Here is a 19,114-nt window from a genome sequence, read left to right on the forward strand (position 1 = left end):
CTCACTCACGCCAGGAAGAAGGAGGCGGCGACCGCCAGCAGGGCCATCAGGAACGAGCCGGCCAGCAGCTCGGGGATGCGGAACAGGCGCAGCTTGGCCATGAACACCTCACCGGCCGCCAGCGTGCCGCCCAACAGCGCCACCTTCAGGGCGAACGCCACCACGGCGACCAGCAGCATGATCGGCCCGGCGCCCGCGGTGGCGATGCCGACCGGCGCGAACAGCGCGGCGAACAGCCCGAGCATGACCGTGAGCCGCATCGCCGAGGCCCACTCGATGAGCGCCAGGTCGGGGCCGGCGTACTCCAGGATCATCGCCTCGTGGATCATCGTCAGCTCCAGGTGGGTCGACGGGTTGTCCACCGGGATCCGGCCCGACTCGGCGATCGTGACCACCGCGAGCGCGACGGCGGCCAGCAGGCTCACCGGGGAGATGACCGACAGCGGGCTGCTCGCGGTCTCGGTGACGATCGCGCCGAGGTCGGTGGTGCCCACGCGGATCGACAGCGCGAAGACGGCCAGCAGGATCGTCGGCTCGACCAGGGCGAGCACGGTCATCTCCCGGCTGGCGCCCATCCCGCCGAACGCGGTGCCCGTGTCGAGCCCGCCCAGGGCCAGCGCCACCGAGCCGAGCGCGAGCAGCGCGGCGACCGCGAACAGGTCGGCGACGCCGTCGAGCGGCGAGGCGGCGGTGACCAGCGGCACCGCCGCCGCGACCACCAGCGTGGTTCCGGCCAGCAGCGGCGGCGCCGCCCTGAACAGGTAGCCGGTGCCGCGCGGGGCGATGGGCTCCTTGCGGGCCAGCTTGCGCAGGTCGCGCCACGGCTGCCGCACCCCGGCGCCCGCGCGCCCCTCCAGGCGGGCCCTGACCTGGCGCATCAGGCCGGCCAGCAGCGGCGCTCCGGCGGCCACCACGAGTACTTGCAGCACCATGGCGATCACGAGATCACCGCCAGCACGATCAGCACGCCGGTCAGCGCGTAGAAGCCGTAGGACAGGTAGCGGTGGACGCTGCCGTCGGCCAGCCGCCGCGCCCGCGCGCCGAGCCTGACGGCGGCGGCCAGTACCGGCTCGTACAGCCGCCGTTCGACCCGGTCGGGCACCCTGGCCCGGAACCGTACCCGCTGGACCAGGTAGGCCGACTCTTTGACGGCCGTCACGTCGATGGCGCTCTCCGGTTGCAGGGCGTCGACGAAGACCCGTTGGAGTGGTTCGGCGAAGGAGGTGGCGGTGTACTCCATGCGGGCCGAGACCGGTCCCGCGCCGCAGTCCCACAGGCGGGCCGGCCGGCGTGGGCGCCGGGCGGCCACCGCGCGGACCAGCGACAGTACCGCCGTCACGGCCCCGGCCAGCGCCAGCGCGATGAGGACCGGCGAGATCGAGCCGGTGATCGCGCTCAGCCGGAGCGTCACCTCCCCGGTGACCGGCCGGCTCGCGGGGATCACACCCGTGACGGCCTCGGTGAGCGCGGGCAGGACCAGCGCGGGGTCGAGGGCGAGCAGCAGGCAGGCCGCCGCCGCCAGCGCCGTCCCGCAGATCGCCGTACGCGGGCTCTCCACCGCCCGTTCGGCGCCCGGGCTGCGCGGCCGGGCCAGGAACCCGACGCCGAACGCCTTCACGAACGTGGCCACCGCCAGCCCCGCCGTCAGCGCGATGGCGCCCACGGCCAGCGGCATCGTGACCGCGCCCGCCACCCCCGAGGCGGGCAGCGCGTGGATGAGGCTCTGCAGCAGCAGCCATTCGCTGACGAAGCCGTTGCCGGGCGGCAGCGCCGACGCGCACAGGGCGCCGACGGCGAACAGGGCCGTGGTGTACGGCATGCGGGTGCGCAGGCCGCCGAGCGCGTCGAGATCCCTGGTGCCCGTGGCCCGATGGACCGAGCCGGCCGCCTGGAACAGCAGCGTCTTGAACGCGGCGTGGTTGACGACGTGCAGCAGGGCCGCGGTGAGGGCGAGGGCGGCCAGCGGGCCGGCGCCGTCGGCCGCGAAAAAGCCGGCCGCGCCGACGCCGATGAGCACCAGGCCCATGTTCTCGGTGGAGGAGTAGCCGAGCAGCCGCTTCAGGTCGGTGGCCATGGCCGCGTGGAGCACTCCGTACAGCGCCGAGAGGGCGCCGAGCGCCAGGACGATCCACCACCACCAGACGGGGCCGCCGCGCAGCAGGTCGAGGCCGACCCTGACCACGCCGTAGACGCCCATGTTGACCATGGCGCCGCTCATCAGCGGCGACACGTGACCGGGCGCGGCCGGGTAGGCCCTGGGCAGCCACACGTGCAGCGGCACGATCCCGGCCTTGGCCGCGAACCCGGCCAGGGTGGTCAGGAAGATCACGTCCTTGGCGACGGGCGACAGCTCGGCGGCGCGCAGCTGGTCGAAGCCGTCGCCCGTGGCTCCGGCCGCCAGGTAGCAGAGGCCGCACATGATCGTCACCAGGCCGAGGTGGGTCATGACGGCGTACCAGAGCGCGGCCTTCCTGACCGACGGCCGGTCGCGGTGCTCGGCCGCCACGAGCAGGAGCGAGGTCATCGCCATCAGCTCCCAGCCGAACAGGAACGTGCTCACGCTGTCAGCCGCCGGCACCAGCAGCAGCGCGGCCACGAACAGCGGCGTGACCGCCCGCGTCGGTCTGGCCGCGCCGGAGCCGATGCCGTGGATCGCCGCGCACACCGTAACCGCGCCCGTGATGGCGGTGAACAGGCCGCCGAGCGGGTCGAGCGCCAGGCGCAGGCCGCTCAGAGGCAGCAGGTCGGGCAGCCAGGCCGACCAGCCGTGGCCGAGCGTCGCCCGCACCCCCGCCACGGCCGCCACCACGCCGGCCAGCGCGGTGATCGCTTCCGCCGCGACGGTGATCGCGCGTGGGCGCGGCAGGGCGAGGAGGGCGGCGGCCAGGCAGAGGCCCAGGGCGCACGCGTAGAGGATCATCGCCCGGTCATCCCGCGCAGCGCCTCGATGATCGCCTCGGGCGGCGGCGGGCACCCGGTCACCTCGATGTCGACCGGGACCACGTCACCCACCGCCCCCACGACGCCGTACGCGCCCGCGAACACCCCGCAGTCACGCGCGCAGTCGCCCAGCGCGATCACCATGCGCGGCTCCGGCACGGCCTCGTAGGTGCGGCGCAGCGCCATCTCCATGTTGCGCGTGACCGGCCCGGTGACCAGCAGCGCGTCGGCGTGCCGCGGTGAGGCGACCAGCCGGGCGCCGTAGCGCTCCGCGTCGTAGACCGGCCCGAACACCGAGGCGATCTCCACCTCGCAGCCGTTGCACGAGCCCGCGTCCACGTGGCGGATCTGCACCGATCCCGACAGCTCGGACGTTTCGCAATCTTTCCCGCGTTCCAGCGGCGGCTCGGCCATCCGCCCCGTCTTCCGGATTTTTCCCCACAGACCCACTGCGACCCCCCATCGCCCCGACCTGGGAGAACACCGTCCCGCGCCGGGCTGACCACTATGCCGCGCACGCGGGCGGCTCGGAGTGCGCACCGCTAAAGATCTCCCTCGGGACAGTCTTTTGAGAGCCGCGGCCCAGGTGGAGCCGGAGATAAGCGCGCGCATTACCTCTGGCGTAATCGCGGCGCCCGCACCCCCGCTGACATGGTTCTCATGTCCGAACGAACCGCTCGAAGGGAGCGCCGAAATGACCGCCCTCACTCTGACCGACCGGGCCAGGTTCCTGCGCCTGGCGCTGGCCTCCGACGCCGTCGTCACCGGTGTCAACGGGCTCGTCTACCTCGCCGCCGCCGGCCCCGCGAGCGACCTGCTCGGCCCGGACGCGGGCCTGCTCAGGGCAATCGGCGTCTTCCTTCTCGCGTACGGCGCCGCGGTCGGCCTGCTGGCGAGCCGCCACGTGATCAGCCCGGCGGCGACCAAGGCCGTGATCGCGCTCAACGCCGTCTGGACCGTGGGCAGCGTGGCCGCCGTGGTCACCGGGATGACGGAGTTCACCACGCCCGGCGCGGTGTGGGCGATCGGCCAGGCTCTCGTGGTCGGCGTCTTCGCCGAGCTGCAGATCATGGGCCTCCGCCGGCTCCGCTGACCCACTCTCAATATCACCTGAGCCTCCGCCGGCCCCGCTGACCCCCTCCTTCTCTCCATAACACCCGAAAGGTAGAAAGATCATGAGCAACGAACTGGTCGACCGCTACATCGCCGCCTGGAACGAGACCGACGCCGACGCCCGCGCCAAGGCCGTGGCCGAGGTCTGGACCGAGGACGCGACCTACACCGATCCGCTGGCCGAGGTCTCGGGGCACGCCGGGCTCGCCGCGCTGATCGAGGGCGCGCAGGGCATGTTCCCGGGCTTCGTGTTCAGCCCCGGTGAGGTGTACGACGCCCACCACGACATCGCCCGGTTCACCTGGCACCTGGGCCCGGCGGGTGAGGAGCCGGTGGTGGTCGGGTTCGACGTGGTGCAGTTGGCCGCGGACGGCCGGATCGCCAGGGTCCTGGGCTTCCTGGACAAGGTGCCCGCCGCCTGAAGACTGCTTCACCAGGCAACATCGCTTCGCCGGGCCCCTGGAGACTCTCCGGGGGCCCGGCCTTGTGCCGGAGCTTGCCCGTGCCATGGGCCACGGCATGAACCGCTTGCCCGTGCCATGGGCCATGGCATAAACCGTTTGCCCGTGCCGAGGGCCGCGACGCAGAATCAGATCTCGTGGCCGATCAACTGAAACGCCTGCTCCGCGGGCTGGCACCCGACCTGGGCCCGCTGCGCGACTCGCGTGACTATCGGCTGCTCATGGCATCCGGTGTCATCACGATGTTCGGCACGTTCATCACCATGGTCGCGGTGCCGTACCAGATGAAGGAGCTCACCGGCTCCTACGTGGCGGTCGGTCTGGTGAGCCTGGCCGAGTTCGTGCCGATGGTGGTGTGCGGGCTGTGGGGCGGCGCCATCGCCGACGCGCTCGACCGGCGCACGGTCATCCTGCTCAGCGAGCTGGGGCTGATGGTGACCTCGGGGCTGCTCATGGTCAACTCGCTGCTCCCCCACCCGCAGGTCTGGGTGCTCTATGTGGTCGGCGCCCTGGCGATGGGCGTGGGCTGCCTGCAGCGGCCCAGTCTGGAGGCGCTGATCCCGCAGGTGGTCAGGCACGACCAGCTCGCCGCGGCCGCGGTGCTGGCCAACCTGCGCTGGAACCTCGGCGCGATCGTCGCCCCGGCGCTCGGTGGGCTGCTGGTGTCGGCGTTCGGCACGGCCGTCGCCTACGGCCTCGACACGGTGAGCTTCGTCCTTTCCCTGATACTGCTGTGGCGGATCAAGGCCGTGCCGCCCGCCGAGGACGCCACGCCCGCGTCGCTGAGTTCGCTGGTGGAGGGTGTGCGCTACGCGGCCGGGCGGAGCGACCTGGTCGGCACCTACCTGGTCGACATCGCCGCCATGCTGTTCGCGATGTCGACGGCGCTGTTCCCGTTCCTGGCCGACCAGCTCGGCGCGCCTCAGGCGCTCGGGCTGCTCTATTCGGCGGGTGCGGTGGGCTCCCTCGTGGCCTCGCTCACCGGCGGCTGGACGGCGCGCGTCCACCGCCAGGGCATGGGCGTGATCATCGCCGCGACGCTCTGGGGTGCCGCGATGGCACTGGCGGCGGTGATCCCGAACGTCTGGGCGATCTTCCTCTGCCTCGCGCTGGCCGGGGCGGCCGACATGATCAGCGGCATCTTCCGCATGACGATGTGGAACCAGACGATCCCCAACGAGCTGCGGGGCAGACTGGCCGGCATCGAGCTGCTGTCCTACGCCAGTGGCCCGATGCTCGGCAACGCCCGGGCCGGGCTGATGGCGAAGTGGGGCGGCGCCCGGTTCTCCCTGGGCGCGGGCGGCGTGCTGTGCGTCGCGGCGGTGGCCGGGCTGGCGGCGGTGCTGCCGAAGTTCCGCGGGTACGACTCGCGCACCGACGAGCACGCGCTGACCGAGAAGGCGCGCCGAGAGAGCCGCCTCACCGCCTCCTAGGCGGGGCTGCCCGCCTGGAGCCACGGCTGTGGCCGGCCCGCCGCACCGCCTGGAGCCGCTGTCTGTGGCCGGCCCGCTCCACCGCCTTGAGGCACGCTGTGGTCAGCCCGGCTCGCGCCAGCCGTCGTGGTCTTCCACGAGGGCGTCGACCTCCGGCAGGCCGCCCTCGTCGAGCCCTTCCAGGACGACCAGCCACTGCGCGTCCTCGGCGTCGTCCTCTCCGGCGAGCGTCTCCCGCACCACCTGGGGTGTCCCCAGCGCGGGGAACCGCTCGCCCAGCGCCTCCGCCACCTCCTCGGCGTCGTCACGCTCGGCGAACACCAGCAGATGCCTCATCTCCGGCCTTTCATGCGTGCGGCCCGATACGCCGGGCTCCTGCGCGAGGTCGCGTACACCGGACTCATGCGCGAGTCTGTTTGGGGGACTCATGCGTGAGGTCCGGTACGGCGGACCGTACCGGACCTCGTGGCGACTGGACGGTCAGGCGCTGCGGAGCTGGGCGCCGACGCGGTCGGCGGCCATGGCCACGGCGGCGTCACGAGCCGCCGTCGTCTCCTCCACCGTCAGCGTCCGGTCGGCGGCGCGGAAGCGCAGGGTGTAGGCGAGCGACTTGTTGCCCTCCCCCACCTGCTCCCCCGCGTAGACGTCGAACAGCCGGATCGACTCCAGCAGCTCGCCCGCCCCGTCACGCAGCGCCGCCTCCACGTCGGCGACCGGCGTGAAGTCGGGCACGATCAGCGCCACGTCCTGGGTCGCGACCGGGTAGGACGAGACGGCCGGCGCGTCGACCGGGCCCGGCATGGCCGAGTCCAGCTTGGACAGCTCCAGCTCCATCGCCGAGGTGCGCGGCGGCAGTCCGTAGGCCTCGGCGACGCGCGGGTGCAGCTCGCCGGCGTGGCCGACGAGCGTGTCGCCGACGTAGAGGGCGGCGCACCTGCCGGGGTGCCACGGTTCGTGCTGGTCGGCGATGACCGACAGCTCGACTCCCGCCTCGGCCGCCACCAGCCGGGCCGCTTGTACGGCGTCTGCCCAGCACTCCTGGCGGCCCTGGCCCCACCAGCCGGACCGCTCGAACTCGCCGGCCAGCACGACCGCGACCCGGTGCGGCTGGTCGGGCAGAGCCGTGGCGATCGAGGCCAGCTCGTCGTCGCTGGGCCGGCGCTCGACACCCAGCACCGGCGCGGTGTCCGGCGCTCCCTCGCGCGGCCGGTAGACCAGCCCCGACTCGAACAGGGCCACGTCGGAGAAGCCCCGCCCGGCGTTGCGTACCAGGGTCTTGAGCAGCCCCGGCAGCAGCGTCGTGCGCAGCAGCGGCTCGTCCTCGGCCAGCGGGTTGGCCAGCCGCAGAGCGCGGCGGCGCGCGTCGTCGGCGGGCAGTTGCAGCGCGTCGAAGTCGCCCTCGCTGATGAACGGGTAGGCGAGCACCTCGACGTAACCGGCGGCGGCCAGGGTCCGGCCGACCCGCCTGCGCAGCCGCTGCCCCTCGGTCAGCCCGGCGCCGGCCGGAGCCTTGGGCAGCACGGAGGGCAGCCGCTCGTAGCCTTCGAGGCGGATGACCTCTTCGGCCAGGTCGTTGGGGTCGGTGAGGTCCGGCCGCCAGGACGGCGGGGTGACCGTGAGCATGTCGTCGCCGGTGACGGCCAGCTTGGCCGCCAGCTCGCCGCCGGTCACGACCCCGGTCGGGTCGACGCCGCCCCTGCGCACGGCCGGGTCGTCGCCATCGGTCACGACGCAGCCGACCTGCTCCAGGCGGCGTACGACGGTCTCCTTGGAGTAGGGCACGCCGGCCACGTCGCCCGGGTGGCTCGCCGGAATGGCGATGCGCGCCGGCTCGACGTCGACCTCGGCGTGCGTCAGACCCGGCCGTACGGTGGCGCCGCCCAGCTCGGCCAGCAGGCTCACCGCCCGCCACGAGGCCACCAGCGGCAGCTCGCGGTCGACGCCGCGCTCGAACCGCTTGGACGCCTCGGACACGAGGTTGTGCCTGCGCGACTCCCGGGAGATGCCGGTCGCCGAGAAGTGCGCGGCCTCGATGACGATGTCGGTCGACTCGCCGGAGATCTCGGTCTCCAGTCCGCCCATCGTGCCCGCCATCGAGATCGGGCCCGACTGGTCGGTGATCAGGATGTCGTCGGGGTCGAGCTCGCGGGTGACATGGTCGAGTGTTTCGAGCCGCTCGCCCTGCCCGGCCCGGCGTACGACGATCTCGCCGCTGAGCTTGGCCCGGTCGAAGGCGTGCAGCGGCTGGCCGAGCTCCAGCATCAGGTAGTTGGTGATGTCGACGGCCAGCGACACCGGCCGCATGCCGGCCCGCGTCAGGCGTACGCGCATCCAGAGCGGGCTCTGGGCGGCCGGGTCGAAGCCGGTGACCTCGCGCAGCACGAACCTGTCGCAGGCGGTCGGGTCGCCGATCGAGGCGGGCCATGCCTGCTCGTCGGCGGCGGGCAGCTCGACGTCGGCGGGGTCGTGGAAGGGCACCTCGAAGGCGGTCGCGGCCTCGCGGGCCACGCCCCTGACCGACAGGGCGTAGCCGATGTCGGGGGTGATCTCCAGCTCGATCACGTCGTCGCGGAGCCCGAGCAGCTCGACCACGTCGGCGCCGATCGGGGTGCCGGCGGGCAGGACCATGATGCCGCCGTGGTCGTCGCCGAGACCGAGCTCGCGCTCGGAGCAGATCATGCCCTCGGACAGCCGCCCGTAGGTCTTGCGCGCGCCGACCTCGAAGCCGCCCGGCAGCACGCCGCCCGGCAGCACGACCGGCACGCGGTCACCGACGGCGAAGTTGGTGGCGCCGCAGACGATCTCGCGCGGCATCGCCTCGCCGACCTCGACCTTGCAGTGCCTGATCGGCTTCTTGAAACCGGTCAGCTCCTCGATCTCGAGCACCTCGCCGACCACGACGTTCTTCACGTCGTGGCCGTGGGAGGTGATCGACTCGAGCTTGAGCCCGGCCGCGGTGAGCTTGTCGGCCACCTCTTGTGCGGTGACCGCCGGGAGATCGGCGTGCTCCCGCAGCCAGGAGAGCGGGACCTTCATCAGATCTCCAATCCGAACGGAAGCGTGAAGCGCACGTCTCCCTCGACCATGTCGCGCATGTCCTCAGCGTTGTGGCGGAACATCAGCGTGCGTTCGATGCCCATGCCGAACGCGAAACCCGAGTATCTCGACGGGTCGACGCCGCAGGCGATCAGCACGCGCGGGTTGACCATGCCGCAGCCGCCCCACTCGATCCAGCCCTCGGACTTGCAGGTGCGGCACGGCGGGTTGCCGGGGATCGCCGAGGCGCCGCGGCAGACGAAGCACTTGAGGTCCATCTCGGCCGACGGCTCGGTGAACGGGAAGTAGTTGGGCCGGAACCTGGTGGTGATCCCCTCGCCGAACATGACCTCGGCGAACCGGTCGAGCGTGCCCTTGAGGTGGGCCATCGTCAGCCCCTCGTCGATCGCCAGGCCCTCGACCTGGTGGAAGACGGGGGTGTGGGTGGCGTCGAGCTCGTCGGTGCGGAACACCTTGCCCGGCGAGATGACGTAGCACGGCGCGCCCCGCTGCAGCAGCGCGCGGATCTGCACCGGCGAGGTCTGGGTGCGCAGGACCATGCCCGACTCGGTGGACTCCACGAAGAAAGTGTCGTGGTCGGAGCGGGCCGGGTGGTCCTTGGCGATGTTGAGGGCGTCGAAGTTGAACCACTCACCTTCGAGCTCGGGGCCCTCGGCCACCTCGTAGCCCATCGCGACGAAGGTGTCGGCGATGCGCTCCTGCATGGTGGTCAGCGGGTGGCGGGCGCCGCGCGGCTGCCGGTCCCACGGCAGGGTGACGTCGACGGCCTCCTCGACGAGCACCCGGGCGTCGCGCTCGGCCTCCAGCTCGGCCTGCCGGGCGGCGAGCGCCTCGTTGATCGCCTTGCGGGCGCCGCCGACGCGCTTGCCGGCCTCGGCGCGGGCCGCGGGCGGCAGAGCGCCGATCTCGCGGTTGGCCAGCGCGATGGGCGAGCGGTCGCCCGCGTGGGCCAGCCGCGCCTGCTTGAGTGCGTCGAGGTCGCCGGCCGTCTTGATCGCCGCCAGGGCGTCGGCCTCCATGCGGGACACCTCGTCGGCATGCAACGGTGTCACCTCGACGGGGTCGTAGTCAGACAAGAGTGAGCTCCGTATCCAGGGCTTGAGCGTGACAGAGTCTAGTGGGATCCGCCCACCGGGCCCGACTCCCGCCGCTTCCCGTAATCGGGCCGCGCGGACCGCACCTGGCTAACTACACCGTGGCGAAGTCGGGTGTGCCGGTAGGCACGGTAAATCGGAACTCCGCCCCACCCTCGGGCGCGCGCTGCACGGTGATCGTGCCACCATGCGCCTCGACCAGGCCCTTCACGATGAACAGGCCGAGCCCGGTGCCGCCGCGCCGGCGGCTGTTGCCGCGCCAGAACTGCCGGAAGACGCGCGGAGCCAGCTCGGGCGCGATGCCCTCGCCCTCGTCGCGCACCGACACGGCAACTCCCCATCCGACGGACTCGATGTCTATGGTGACGGTGCCGCGTCCGTGGCGCACCGCGTTTTCCATCAGGTTACCGAGGATTTGGTCGACCTTGTCCTGGTCCAACCACATTTCGGGGAGGTGGTCGCCGACGACGAGGCGGAAGCGGTCCTCGGCCTCCCCCGCCGCGACGCGGCCCGCGATGATGCGCCGCGCTCTGGCGGGCACGTCGACGACCTGGCGGTGCAGCTCCAGCCGGCCCGACTCGATGCGGGAGACGTCGAGCAGCTCCGTGATCAGCCTGGTCACGCGGTCGGCGTCGTTGTTGACGGTCTCGAGCATGACGCGCTTCTGCTCGTCGGTGAAGCGGGTCCACTTGGCCAGCAGCGTCGCGGTGAAGCCCTTGACGCTGGTCAGCGGCGAGCGCAGCTCGTGGGCGACCGTGGAGACCAGGTCGGCGCGGCTGCGCTCCAGCCGGGCGCGGGCGCCGCCGTCACGCAGGGTGATCGTCACCCGGTCGACGTCGCCGCACCGCTCGGGCTCGCGGGACAGCCGGGCCGCGACGTAGAGCTCCTGCCCGCCGGGCAGGTGGATGGGGCGCTCGGGCACCCTGCTGCGAGTGCGCAGGCCGCCCTCGGGGTCGAGGGCCTTCCACCACTCGCGGCCGTCGTGGTCGCGGAAGGGGAAGACCTCGTTCATGTCCCTGCCGACCGCCCGCTCGACGGTGACGCCGGTGAGCCGCGCGGCGGCCCGGTTGACGGCCAGCACGCAACCGAATCTGTCGGTCACGATGAGGCCGTCTGGAAGATCGTCAATGGCTATCGTGCACGCGGAGGCGACCACTCGACCATCGGTGTCTGCGCCGTGCACGAACTCGCCTCCTCCGCCTACAAGGCCGACAATAGCGGGTTTCCAGCCGCCTAGGGCACTCGCTGAGCCCTGGCGGAGGAGTAAAGGCATACCGCGGCCGCGGTGGCCAGGTTGAGGCTTTCGGCCTGTCCGTAGATGGGCACTCTGACCACATCGTCGGCTTCGGCGAGAACCTCCTCGGGCAGACCCCATGCCTCATTTCCGAAGATCCACGCGGTGGGGCCCGACAGGTCGACGTCGTCGAGCGTGTGCTTGCCCGCGCCGTCGGCCGCCAGCACGCGAAGTCCGCGCTCTCTGAGCTGACGCACGGCCCCTGCCACCGGAGTACCGATGGTGACGGGCAGGTGGAACAAGCTGCCCGCGCTGGCACGTACACACTTGCCGTTGTACGGGTCGACGGAGGCGTCGGTGAGGATCACGGAGTCGGCGCCCGCGGCGTCGGCGGCGCGCATGACGGTGCCCGCGTTGCCGGGGTCGCGCACGTGCGCCAGGACCGCGACCAGGCGCGGGTCGCCGGACAGGGCTTCGTCGAGCGGCACGTGCACCAGCCGGCAGACGGCCAGCAGCCCCTGCGGGGTGACGGTCTGGGAGAGCTCGGCCATGACCTCGCCGCTGGCCCGGTGGATCGGGATGCCCTTGAGCGTCGCGTCGGTGATCAGCTCGGGGTGGCGCAGCTCGGCTTCGGCGGTGGCGAACAGCTCCAGCGTCACCCCTTCGAGCTTGAGCGCCTCGCGTACGGCCTGGGGCCCCTCGGCCAGGAACTTGCGGTCCTGCTCCCTGAAGGCGCGCTTGGCGAGCCGTCTGGCGGCCTTAACGCGCGGCGACTTCACGTTGGTCAGCTCGGATCCGGCCATGCTCTCCCCTGATGATCTGTACGGCCGGTCGCACCGGCCGCGTGCCCGGTCGTGGCGCCCGCGCGTACAGCGGTCGTGCCCGTACACACAGCAGTCGTGCCCACGCGCGCAGCGGTCGTGGCTCCTGTGCACACAGCAAAGGGCCCACCATCAGGTGGGCCCTCGGCTAGAGCCTCGCCGGGCTCCTTTGTCAAGCGCCTCAGCTCGCGGCCGGGGCGTTCACGTTCGCCGGCAGCGCCTTCTTGGCGGCCTCGACGAGCGTGGCGAAGGTCTGGCTGTCGTTGACCGCGAGGTCAGCGAGGATCTTACGGTCGACCTCGATGTTGGCCAGCCGCAGACCCTGGATCAGACGGTTGTACGTCATGCCGTTCTGGCGGGCAGCGGCGTTGATCCGCTGGATCCACAGACGACGGAACGCACCCTTACGGTCCTTGCGGTCCCGATAGGCGTACGTCATCGAGTGGAGCATCTGCTCCTTGGCCTTGCGGTACAGACGTGACCGCTGGCCACGGTAACCGGAAGCCCGCTCGAGAACGACCTTGCGCTTCTTCTTGGCGTTGAGCGCCCGCTTCACGCGTGCCATGTTCTATCTCCCCGGGGGTCGCGCTACTTGGCGAGCAGCTTCTTGATTTTCTTGGAGTCAGCGTCGGACAGGACGACTTCGTTCTTGAGACGGCGCGTCAGCGTGGACGACTTCCACTCGTTGTAGTGCGCGCGATTGGCCCGGCGGCGCACGACCTTGCCGGTGCCGGTGAGCCGGAACCGCTTCTTCGCACCGCTGTGCGTCTTCATCTTCGGCATTCGCCGTCTCTCCTCAATTCGTCCGTGCCGGTGGCCGGGCCGGTGCTGGCCGACCCGGTCGCGGCGTCTTCGTCTGGCGGGGTGGCTGTCGGGGTGTGCTGTTAAGGCTAACCCCAACCGCGGGTCACGCTTCCTGTATGGGAGCTTCCTGCTCGGAAGTCTCCAGCTCGGAAGGCTCCTCGCCGCCACGCTGTGCCTTGGCTGCGGCCTTTTCGGCCTTTGCCTCGGCCTTCTTCTTGTGCGGACCGATCACCATGATCATGTTACGACCGTCCTGCTTGGCGTGGGACTCGACGAATCCCAACTCCTGGACGTCGTCCGCGAGCCGCTGCAGCAGCCGGAAGCCGAGCTCCGGCCGGGACTGCTCGCGACCACGGAACATGATCGTGACTTTGACCTTGTCTCCCGCCTTGAGGAACCGCACCACGTGACCCTTCTTGGTCTCGTAGTCGTGCGGGTCGATCTTCGGCCGGAGCTTGATCTCCTTGATGATCGTGTGCGCCTGATTCTTGCGCGCCTCGCGCGCCTTCATCGCGGACTCGTACTTGAATTTGCCGTAGTCCATGAGCTTGCACACGGGCGGTCGAGCCGTGGCCGCGACCTCGACGAGGTCGAGGTCGGCCTCCTGAGCGAGCTTGAGGGCATCGTGAATGGAGACGATGCCTACCTGCTCGCCGTTCGGGCCCACGAGGCGAACCTCGGGAACTCGGATACGCTCGTTGATGCGGGGCTCAGTGCTGATGGGGCCTCCTAGGTTTGCGTTCCCGTACGTGCTCGGTGCCGAGGAACTCCGCGCAAACGCGAAAAGCCCCGCACGTCGCGCATGCGGGGCCACTGAGCTCTTTGGCATCGTGGCCGTAAGCTCCCCGGAGTAAGTCCGGCGTGATCCTGGACCCGGCCGCCTCTCGGCGACTCAGGTGGGAGGGAGACCTCCGCTTGCGCGTCCAGCAAGGCATGCCGGACCGATCAGTGAGCTACGCTACCACAACAACGAGACTTCTTCGAATCATCCCCGCTGGCCAGGGGTCTGAGCGGTAAATTCTGTCCAGAAAATTAGCCAGAAGGAGGGCATGTGACCGATCTCGAAGAGAGCAAGTGGCAGCCGTAGGACGCTCGGGGCCCGACCTGAGCGCGCTCGACCTCACCCGCGACAAGAGCGGCATGATGCGGGATGTCGACCTCGAGGGCATCAAGTGAGCTACGTTCTCGACACCGCCTGGTTGATCCTGGCCGCTCGCTTGATCAACCCGTTCGACTGGCCGACCGTCTGAGGATCTCCGCCTCGCCGGCCGCGCGCATGGCCTCCACCGGCACATCCGTCCGGCCCGTCATCAGCTCCACCTGCCGTACCGCCTGGTGCAGCAGCATCCCGAACCCGCCGACCACGGTGCCGCGCCCAGCCTGGACGGCCGCCGCCGCGCTGGTCGGCCAGGGCGAGTAGACCACGTCGAAGAGCGCCGGAACCCGCGCCAGCCGCGCCGCGAAGGCGTCGGCCGCCCCGCTCGGCAGCGTGGACACCACCAGATCCACCCGCGTCGAGACATCGAGCTTGTCGAACGTCTCGATCGCCAGCGCCATCCCGAGCCGCTCGGCCACCCCGGCCGTGTCCCCCGCCCTGGCGGGATCGCGTACCAGCAGGGTCGCGGAGTGCAGCCCCAGGTTGCGCAGCGCGGCCAGCGTCGAAGCGGCGGTGGCGCCACCGCCCAGCACGGTCGCCGACCTCGGCGCCGGCACCCCCGCCTCTGCCAGCGCCCGCTCGATGCCGTAGACGTCGGTGTTGTCCCCATGGCTCGCGCCGTCGCGGAACACCACGGTATTGGCTCCGCCCACCTCGACGGCCAGGTCGGAGACGGTGTCGAGCAGCGGCAGCACGGCCCGCTTGAGCGGCATGGTCAGCGACAGCCCCGCCCAGGCCCCCTCGTCCCCCGGCACCTCTCCGCGGCGCGGCCTGAGCTCCCGCAACAGCCCGGGCAGCCGGGCCTCGTCACACTCGCGGACCTCGTAGCTCCACCCGTCGAGCCCCATCGCCTGATAGGCCGCCCGATGCAGGTAGGGCGACAGCGAATGCGCGATCGGCGACCCCAGCACCCCTGCCCGCACGCGGTTCTCCTCTCCATGCCTTACTGCCTGCTGTTTTTCGTGGCTTGTCTTCTGTGCAGCCGCTTTTGTACGGCATGCCCGTCCGTACGGCATGCCCGCTTTGGTGCGGCATGTCGCACGAAAGCGGCATGCCGCCCGTGCCGTTTGCCGCCTGTACGGCCGCCTTCGTACGGCATCCCTGTCTGCGGTACGGCATGCCCAGCCGACCCCAGTCGCCGTACAGGGCTCAGGGCCTCCAGGGAGACGGCCGCTGAGCCCGCACATGGCCGGGCGCCATTACGAGACGGTGAGACCGGTGGCGTGGCCGGCTTCCGCCGTTTACCCGGCGGCGTCAGCCACCGTTTCGGCGGTATTCGTTGAGCAATACCTGGAATTCCGCGTCCGTGACGGCGAACTTGGTGATGTGGCTCTTGGGGTCGGTGGCGACGAAGTAGAGCCAGGGACCCTTGGCCGGGTTGAGAGCCGCCTCGATCGCCGCGTCGCCCGGGTTGGAGATGGGGCCGGGCGGGAGACCCAAGTATTTGTAGGTGTTGTACTTGGAGGTGCTCTGCAGCTGCGCGTGCGTCGCGGACGTGCCCTTCTTGTTCGTCGCGTACATCACCGTGCTGTCCATCTTCAGCTGCATCTCCGGCTCATGGTCGAGCCGGTTGTAGATGACGCGGGCGATCTTCGGCATGTCCTCGTGCCGGCCGGCCTCGGCCTGGATGATGCTGGCGATCGTGATGATCTCGGCGGGCGTGCGCCGCAGGGCCTTGGCGCCGCCCACGAGGTCGGCCTTCTCCGCCGCCTGGTTGAACCGTTCGACCATCTGCGACAGCATGTCGGCTGGCGTGGCCTTCGGCTGGAACTCGTACGTGGCGGGGAAGGCGTAGCCCTCCAGCCTGCCCTTCGCGTAGGACGGCAACTCCATCTCGCTGGTGTCCTTGGCGGCGGCGGCGAAGTCCTTCAGCGGCTTGCCGGTCTTGTCGGCGAGCCGGGCGAGGACGTCGGAAAGGCGCAGCCCCTCCTCGAACGGGATCCTGACGATCAGCTTGTTGGCCGAGCCGAGCATCGTCACCGCGTTGGCGGCGGACATCCCCTTGCGCAGGGTGTATTGGCCCGGCTGGAGCGCGCCGCTCTTGTTGGCGTTGGCGATCGCGTTGGTGAACGCCCTGGCGCTGGCGACGACCCCCTGCCGCTCCAGCTCCACCGCCACGTCGGAGGCGGTCTGGCCGTCCTTGATCTCGATGGTCACGTCGCCCTTGCCCTGGCCGGTGAAGTCGTCGGGCACCAGAGCGCCGCTGATCCACTGATAGCCGAAGTAGCCGCCGCCGCCGAGGATGCCCGCCAGGACGATGAAGGCCAGCAGCGGTGCGATGAAGCCGCCTCGGTTACGGCGCCTGCGACGTCTGCGGCTGCCGCCTTTGCCGTTAGCTCGGCCGCGGCGCCGGGAGGAGCCTTCGTCGTCCTCGGCGCCGAGCAGGAAATCCATGTCGAGATCGTTCATAGGTGCGCAGGCCAATCTCCCGGTACGTACGGCCCGGCGTCAAGTGGCACTGCCGAACCGTTGGGGGTCACCGAGCGGGGGGTTCGCCGGCCGTGCACCCACGACCGGCGAATATCACTCTGGGTAGCCATGCTAGAGGACAAGGAGAGCGCGCGGGCCCCCTCCCGGGGGCTCCGCTCGGGGATTTCGAAGATCCCTCGCGGGAAGTGGGGGGTCCCGGCAAGCATCATTTCGTCCCGAGGTTTCGGTGCAACTCTTCCCGGTATCTCACGAACTCGCTCTCTTTGTCGGTGAATTTGGTGATTCTATGCGCCGGATCCGTCGTCACAAACCAGCGCCAATCACCGCTCGCCGGATGCAAGGCCGCTATCAGCGCCTTCTCTCCGGGATTGGCGATGGGCCCCGGCGGCAGTCCGGTGTGCCGGTAGGTGTTGTACGGCGATTGGACCTTGGTGTCGCTCTCGGTGACCTTCAGGGTCCGCTTGCCCAGGGCGTACAGGACGGTGCTGTCGATCTGGAGCCGCATGTCGCGCTTGAGCCTGTTGTAGATCACTCTGGCGATCTTGGGATAGTCCTCGTCCCTGCCGCCCTCGGCCTGGATCATGCTGGCCACCGTGACGGCCTCCAGCGGGCTCAGATGCACGTGCGGGGCCTTCTTCACCAGCTCCACCTGCTTCGCCGCCGCGCCGAACCGTTCCACCATCGCGGTCAGCAGGTCGACGGCCTTGTCCCCGGGCTCGACCTCGTACGTCGCCGGGAACAGGAACCCTTCGAGCCCCTTGGCGTATTTGGGCAGCCCGACGAGAGCCGTGTCAACCGCCCGCAACTCCTTGAGAGCCAGCCCGGACTGCGCGGCCAGCCGGACGAGCGTCTCGGACGCCCGCATGCCCTCGGGCACGGTGACCCGCCTGACCATCCTGGAGGCGGGCGCGAGCAGCAGGTCGAGCGCGGCGCCCGCGGCCATGCCCTTGCGCAGCCGATAGTGCCCCGGCCGCAGGTGTCCCGCCACGGCACGGTCCTCGGCCACGTTCACGAACGACCGCGCGCTGGCCACCACCCCGGCCTCGGCCAGCACCGCGCCGACGTCTCCCGCGTTGGCACCGGGCGGGATCCGCACGGTCACGAGCCCGCCGCCGGTGCCCTCGAAGTCGTCGGGGGTCAGGTACGGCTTGAGCGCCACATATACGCCTACGCCGAGCGCGGCGATCGACGCCGACACCACCACGCCGAGCAGCGCCACCGTACGCACGGCCGACCGCTTCTCCCGCCGCCGAACCCCACGAACGTCCCCGCCGCCCTCGGTCCCGGCTCTGCCCCCGGTCCCGGCTCCGGCCTCAGACGCGCCACTGCCACCGCCCCGGGCCGCCCCGGCTGCCAGGCCACCGACGCCCGGCGATTCGCCCGGATCGGTGCCAGCGACGCCACCATCGGAGGCCTGGCCGTCAGAAGACGCGCCGCTGTGGGACGTGCCACCACCAGAAGGCCGCCCGCCGTAGGAAGGCGCGCCATCGTCGGGCGACGCACCACCGGAAACCCCGCCGCCGTCCGACAAAACGCCACTAAAAGGCGCGCCACCGTCGGATGGAGCACCACCGGGAAGCCTCCCACCGTCGGACAAGCCGCCGTCGAACGGCGCACCACCCTCCGACGACGCACCACCAGGAAGCCGCCCGCCCTCCGACAGCGCGCCATCAGAGCGCGCGCCACCATCAGACGGAGCACCACCGGGAGGCCGCCCGCCGTCCGCCGGGGCGGTCGCGCCCAGGTCGTCCGCGCGGCACTCTCGTCCGTCCGCTGCGTACTCCCCCGTCACCGGCACGTCCAGAGCCTCTGACGCGTCCGGCCCCAAGGGACCGTTGGAGTCCGAGAACACGCCGGTTCCCGAGGACATATCGGCGTCTGAGGACATATCGGTGTCTGAGGGTGTCGCGGAGTCCGAAAGCGCTTCGGTATCCGAGGGCACATCGGCGTCCGAAGACGGTGCTGTGTCCGAGGACGGGAAGAAGGGTTCCGGGACGAACGGGATCAGGTCGTCATCCTCGTCCGGAGGTGGCCCGCTCATGCGGCCACCCCCGCCCGTTCCCCGCCGCCCCCGGTGAGACGCCCGGTCATGAGGCGGGTCCGCCGTCCGCCCCGGAGGGCGGATCGACGGGCCTGCCGGGTGGTCTGTCCGTGGCTCTCTCGACGTCGAGCGCGTCCTGCAGCAGCACGACCGCCGCCGCCTGGTCCACGACCGCGCGCTGCTTCTTGGCCCGCACGCCGCTGGCCCGTAGTCCCTGCTGCGCCGCGACCGTGGTCAGCCGTTCGTCGAAGAGGCGGACGGGCGTGGGCGCCAGTCGCCGGGCCAGCGCTGTGGCGAATTCGCGGGCCAGCGCGGCGGCCTGCCCTTCGCGGCCCGACAGCGAGGTGGGCAGCCCGACCACGACCTCGATCGCCGAATGTTCGTCGGTGATCGCCGCGATGCGGTCGAGGTCGCCCTGGCCTCGCCTGACGGTCTCCACCGGAGTGGCCAGCAGGCCCGAGGGGTCACTGCGGGCCACTCCGATGCGTACGGACCCGACGTCCACGCCGATACGTGAACCGAACCGCATG

General features: G+C 70.9%; 18 protein-coding genes. 3 read left to right on the top strand and 15 right to left on the bottom strand.

The features are described from left to right. Window positions 1-5: 5 nt before the first annotated feature. Genes AB0B64_RS44600 through nuoB form a run of 3 tightly spaced genes read right to left on the bottom strand, consistent with a single transcriptional unit; the run spans window position 6 to window position 3,354 of the window. Window positions 6-932: an NADH-quinone oxidoreductase subunit H gene (locus AB0B64_RS44600; RefSeq protein ID WP_357955510.1), complete on the bottom strand. Its 927-nt coding sequence runs from the start codon at window positions 930-932 to the stop codon at window positions 6-8. A gap of 5 nt (window positions 933-937) precedes the next feature. Continuing rightward, window positions 938-2,920, bottom strand: a complete 1,983-nt coding sequence (locus AB0B64_RS44605) for a proton-conducting transporter membrane subunit (protein WP_358187136.1) — start codon at window positions 2,918-2,920, stop codon at window positions 938-940. Next, window positions 2,917-3,354: an NADH-quinone oxidoreductase subunit NuoB gene (nuoB, locus tag AB0B64_RS44610; RefSeq protein ID WP_357955514.1), complete on the bottom strand. Its 438-nt coding sequence runs from the start codon at window positions 3,352-3,354 to the stop codon at window positions 2,917-2,919. The genes AB0B64_RS44605 and nuoB overlap by 4 nt, the downstream gene beginning before the upstream one ends. Window positions 3,355-3,634: 280 nt before the next feature. Between nuoB and AB0B64_RS44615 the strand changes: the two genes are divergently transcribed. The 3 genes from AB0B64_RS44615 to AB0B64_RS44625 all read left to right on the top strand — a co-directional run bounded on the left by AB0B64_RS44615 (window position 3,635) and on the right by AB0B64_RS44625 (window position 5,947). Further along, the gene (locus AB0B64_RS44615) at window positions 3,635-4,033 is read left to right on the top strand and encodes a hypothetical protein (RefSeq protein WP_358187142.1); all 399 of its coding nucleotides are present in this window, start codon (window positions 3,635-3,637) and stop codon (window positions 4,031-4,033) included. Window positions 4,034-4,115: 82 nt separating this feature from the next. Further along, on the top strand, window positions 4,116-4,475 hold the full coding sequence (locus tag AB0B64_RS44620; protein ID WP_358187146.1) for a nuclear transport factor 2 family protein: 360 nt from the start codon (window positions 4,116-4,118) through the stop codon (window positions 4,473-4,475). A 176-nt stretch (window positions 4,476-4,651) separates the two neighbouring features. Beyond that, window positions 4,652-5,947 (top strand): MFS transporter, encoded by a 1,296-nt coding sequence (locus AB0B64_RS44625; protein WP_358187149.1) that lies wholly within the window; start codon window positions 4,652-4,654, stop codon window positions 5,945-5,947. Window positions 5,948-6,049: 102 nt separating this feature from the next. Here AB0B64_RS44625 and AB0B64_RS44630 read toward each other — a convergent pair whose 3' ends face one another. The 12 genes from AB0B64_RS44630 to ruvX all read right to left on the bottom strand — a co-directional run bounded on the left by AB0B64_RS44630 (window position 6,050) and on the right by ruvX (window position 19,113). After that, complete coding sequence (locus AB0B64_RS44630) at window positions 6,050-6,283, bottom strand: hypothetical protein (protein ID WP_357654690.1); 234 nt, start codon at window positions 6,281-6,283, stop codon at window positions 6,050-6,052. A gap of 144 nt (window positions 6,284-6,427) precedes the next feature. Beyond that, entirely contained in the window at window positions 6,428-8,983 is a 2,556-nt protein-coding gene (locus AB0B64_RS44635; protein ID WP_358187158.1) for a phenylalanine--tRNA ligase subunit beta, read from the bottom strand. After that, the gene (gene pheS / locus AB0B64_RS44640; protein ID WP_357955858.1) at window positions 8,983-10,023 is read right to left on the bottom strand and encodes a phenylalanine--tRNA ligase subunit alpha; all 1,041 of its coding nucleotides are present in this window, start codon (window positions 10,021-10,023) and stop codon (window positions 8,983-8,985) included. The genes AB0B64_RS44635 and pheS overlap by 1 nt, the downstream gene beginning before the upstream one ends. A gap of 169 nt (window positions 10,024-10,192) precedes the next feature. Then, complete coding sequence (locus tag AB0B64_RS44645; protein ID WP_357955524.1) at window positions 10,193-11,281, bottom strand: PAS domain-containing sensor histidine kinase; 1,089 nt, start codon at window positions 11,279-11,281, stop codon at window positions 10,193-10,195. A gap of 50 nt (window positions 11,282-11,331) precedes the next feature. Then, a complete protein-coding gene (locus AB0B64_RS44650; protein WP_357955526.1) occupies window positions 11,332-12,135 on the bottom strand; it encodes an RNA methyltransferase in 804 nt (267 codons plus the stop codon). Window positions 12,136-12,334: 199 nt separating this feature from the next. Continuing rightward, window positions 12,335-12,718 carry a 50S ribosomal protein L20 gene (gene rplT, locus AB0B64_RS44655; RefSeq protein ID WP_219538506.1) on the bottom strand — a complete coding sequence of 128 codons (384 nt, stop codon included), beginning with the start codon at window positions 12,716-12,718 and terminating at the stop codon, window positions 12,335-12,337. A 23-nt stretch (window positions 12,719-12,741) separates the two neighbouring features. Continuing rightward, window positions 12,742-12,936 carry a 50S ribosomal protein L35 gene (rpmI, locus tag AB0B64_RS44660; protein WP_225298242.1) on the bottom strand — a complete coding sequence of 65 codons (195 nt, stop codon included), beginning with the start codon at window positions 12,934-12,936 and terminating at the stop codon, window positions 12,742-12,744. Window positions 12,937-13,060: 124 nt separating this feature from the next. Then, window positions 13,061-13,678, bottom strand: a complete 618-nt coding sequence (gene infC, locus AB0B64_RS44665; RefSeq protein ID WP_357955860.1) for a translation initiation factor IF-3 — start codon at window positions 13,676-13,678, stop codon at window positions 13,061-13,063. Window positions 13,679-14,178: 500 nt separating this feature from the next. Next, complete coding sequence (locus AB0B64_RS44670; protein ID WP_358187169.1) at window positions 14,179-15,036, bottom strand: shikimate dehydrogenase; 858 nt, start codon at window positions 15,034-15,036, stop codon at window positions 14,179-14,181. A gap of 331 nt (window positions 15,037-15,367) precedes the next feature. After that, window positions 15,368-16,522 carry an endolytic transglycosylase MltG gene (gene mltG, locus AB0B64_RS44675; protein ID WP_357955529.1) on the bottom strand — a complete coding sequence of 385 codons (1,155 nt, stop codon included), beginning with the start codon at window positions 16,520-16,522 and terminating at the stop codon, window positions 15,368-15,370. Window positions 16,523-16,748: 226 nt separating this feature from the next. Further along, on the bottom strand, window positions 16,749-17,771 hold the full coding sequence (gene mltG, locus AB0B64_RS44680) for an endolytic transglycosylase MltG (RefSeq protein WP_358187176.1): 1,023 nt from the start codon (window positions 17,769-17,771) through the stop codon (window positions 16,749-16,751). Window positions 17,772-18,630: 859 nt separating this feature from the next. Further along, entirely contained in the window at window positions 18,631-19,113 is a 483-nt protein-coding gene (ruvX, locus tag AB0B64_RS44685; RefSeq protein ID WP_357955534.1) for a Holliday junction resolvase RuvX, read from the bottom strand. Between the last annotated feature and the right edge of the window lies 1 nt (window position 19,114).

This window comes from Nonomuraea sp. NPDC049129, from assembly GCF_040648495.1.
GTDB lineage: Bacteria > Actinomycetota > Actinomycetes > Streptosporangiales > Streptosporangiaceae > Nonomuraea.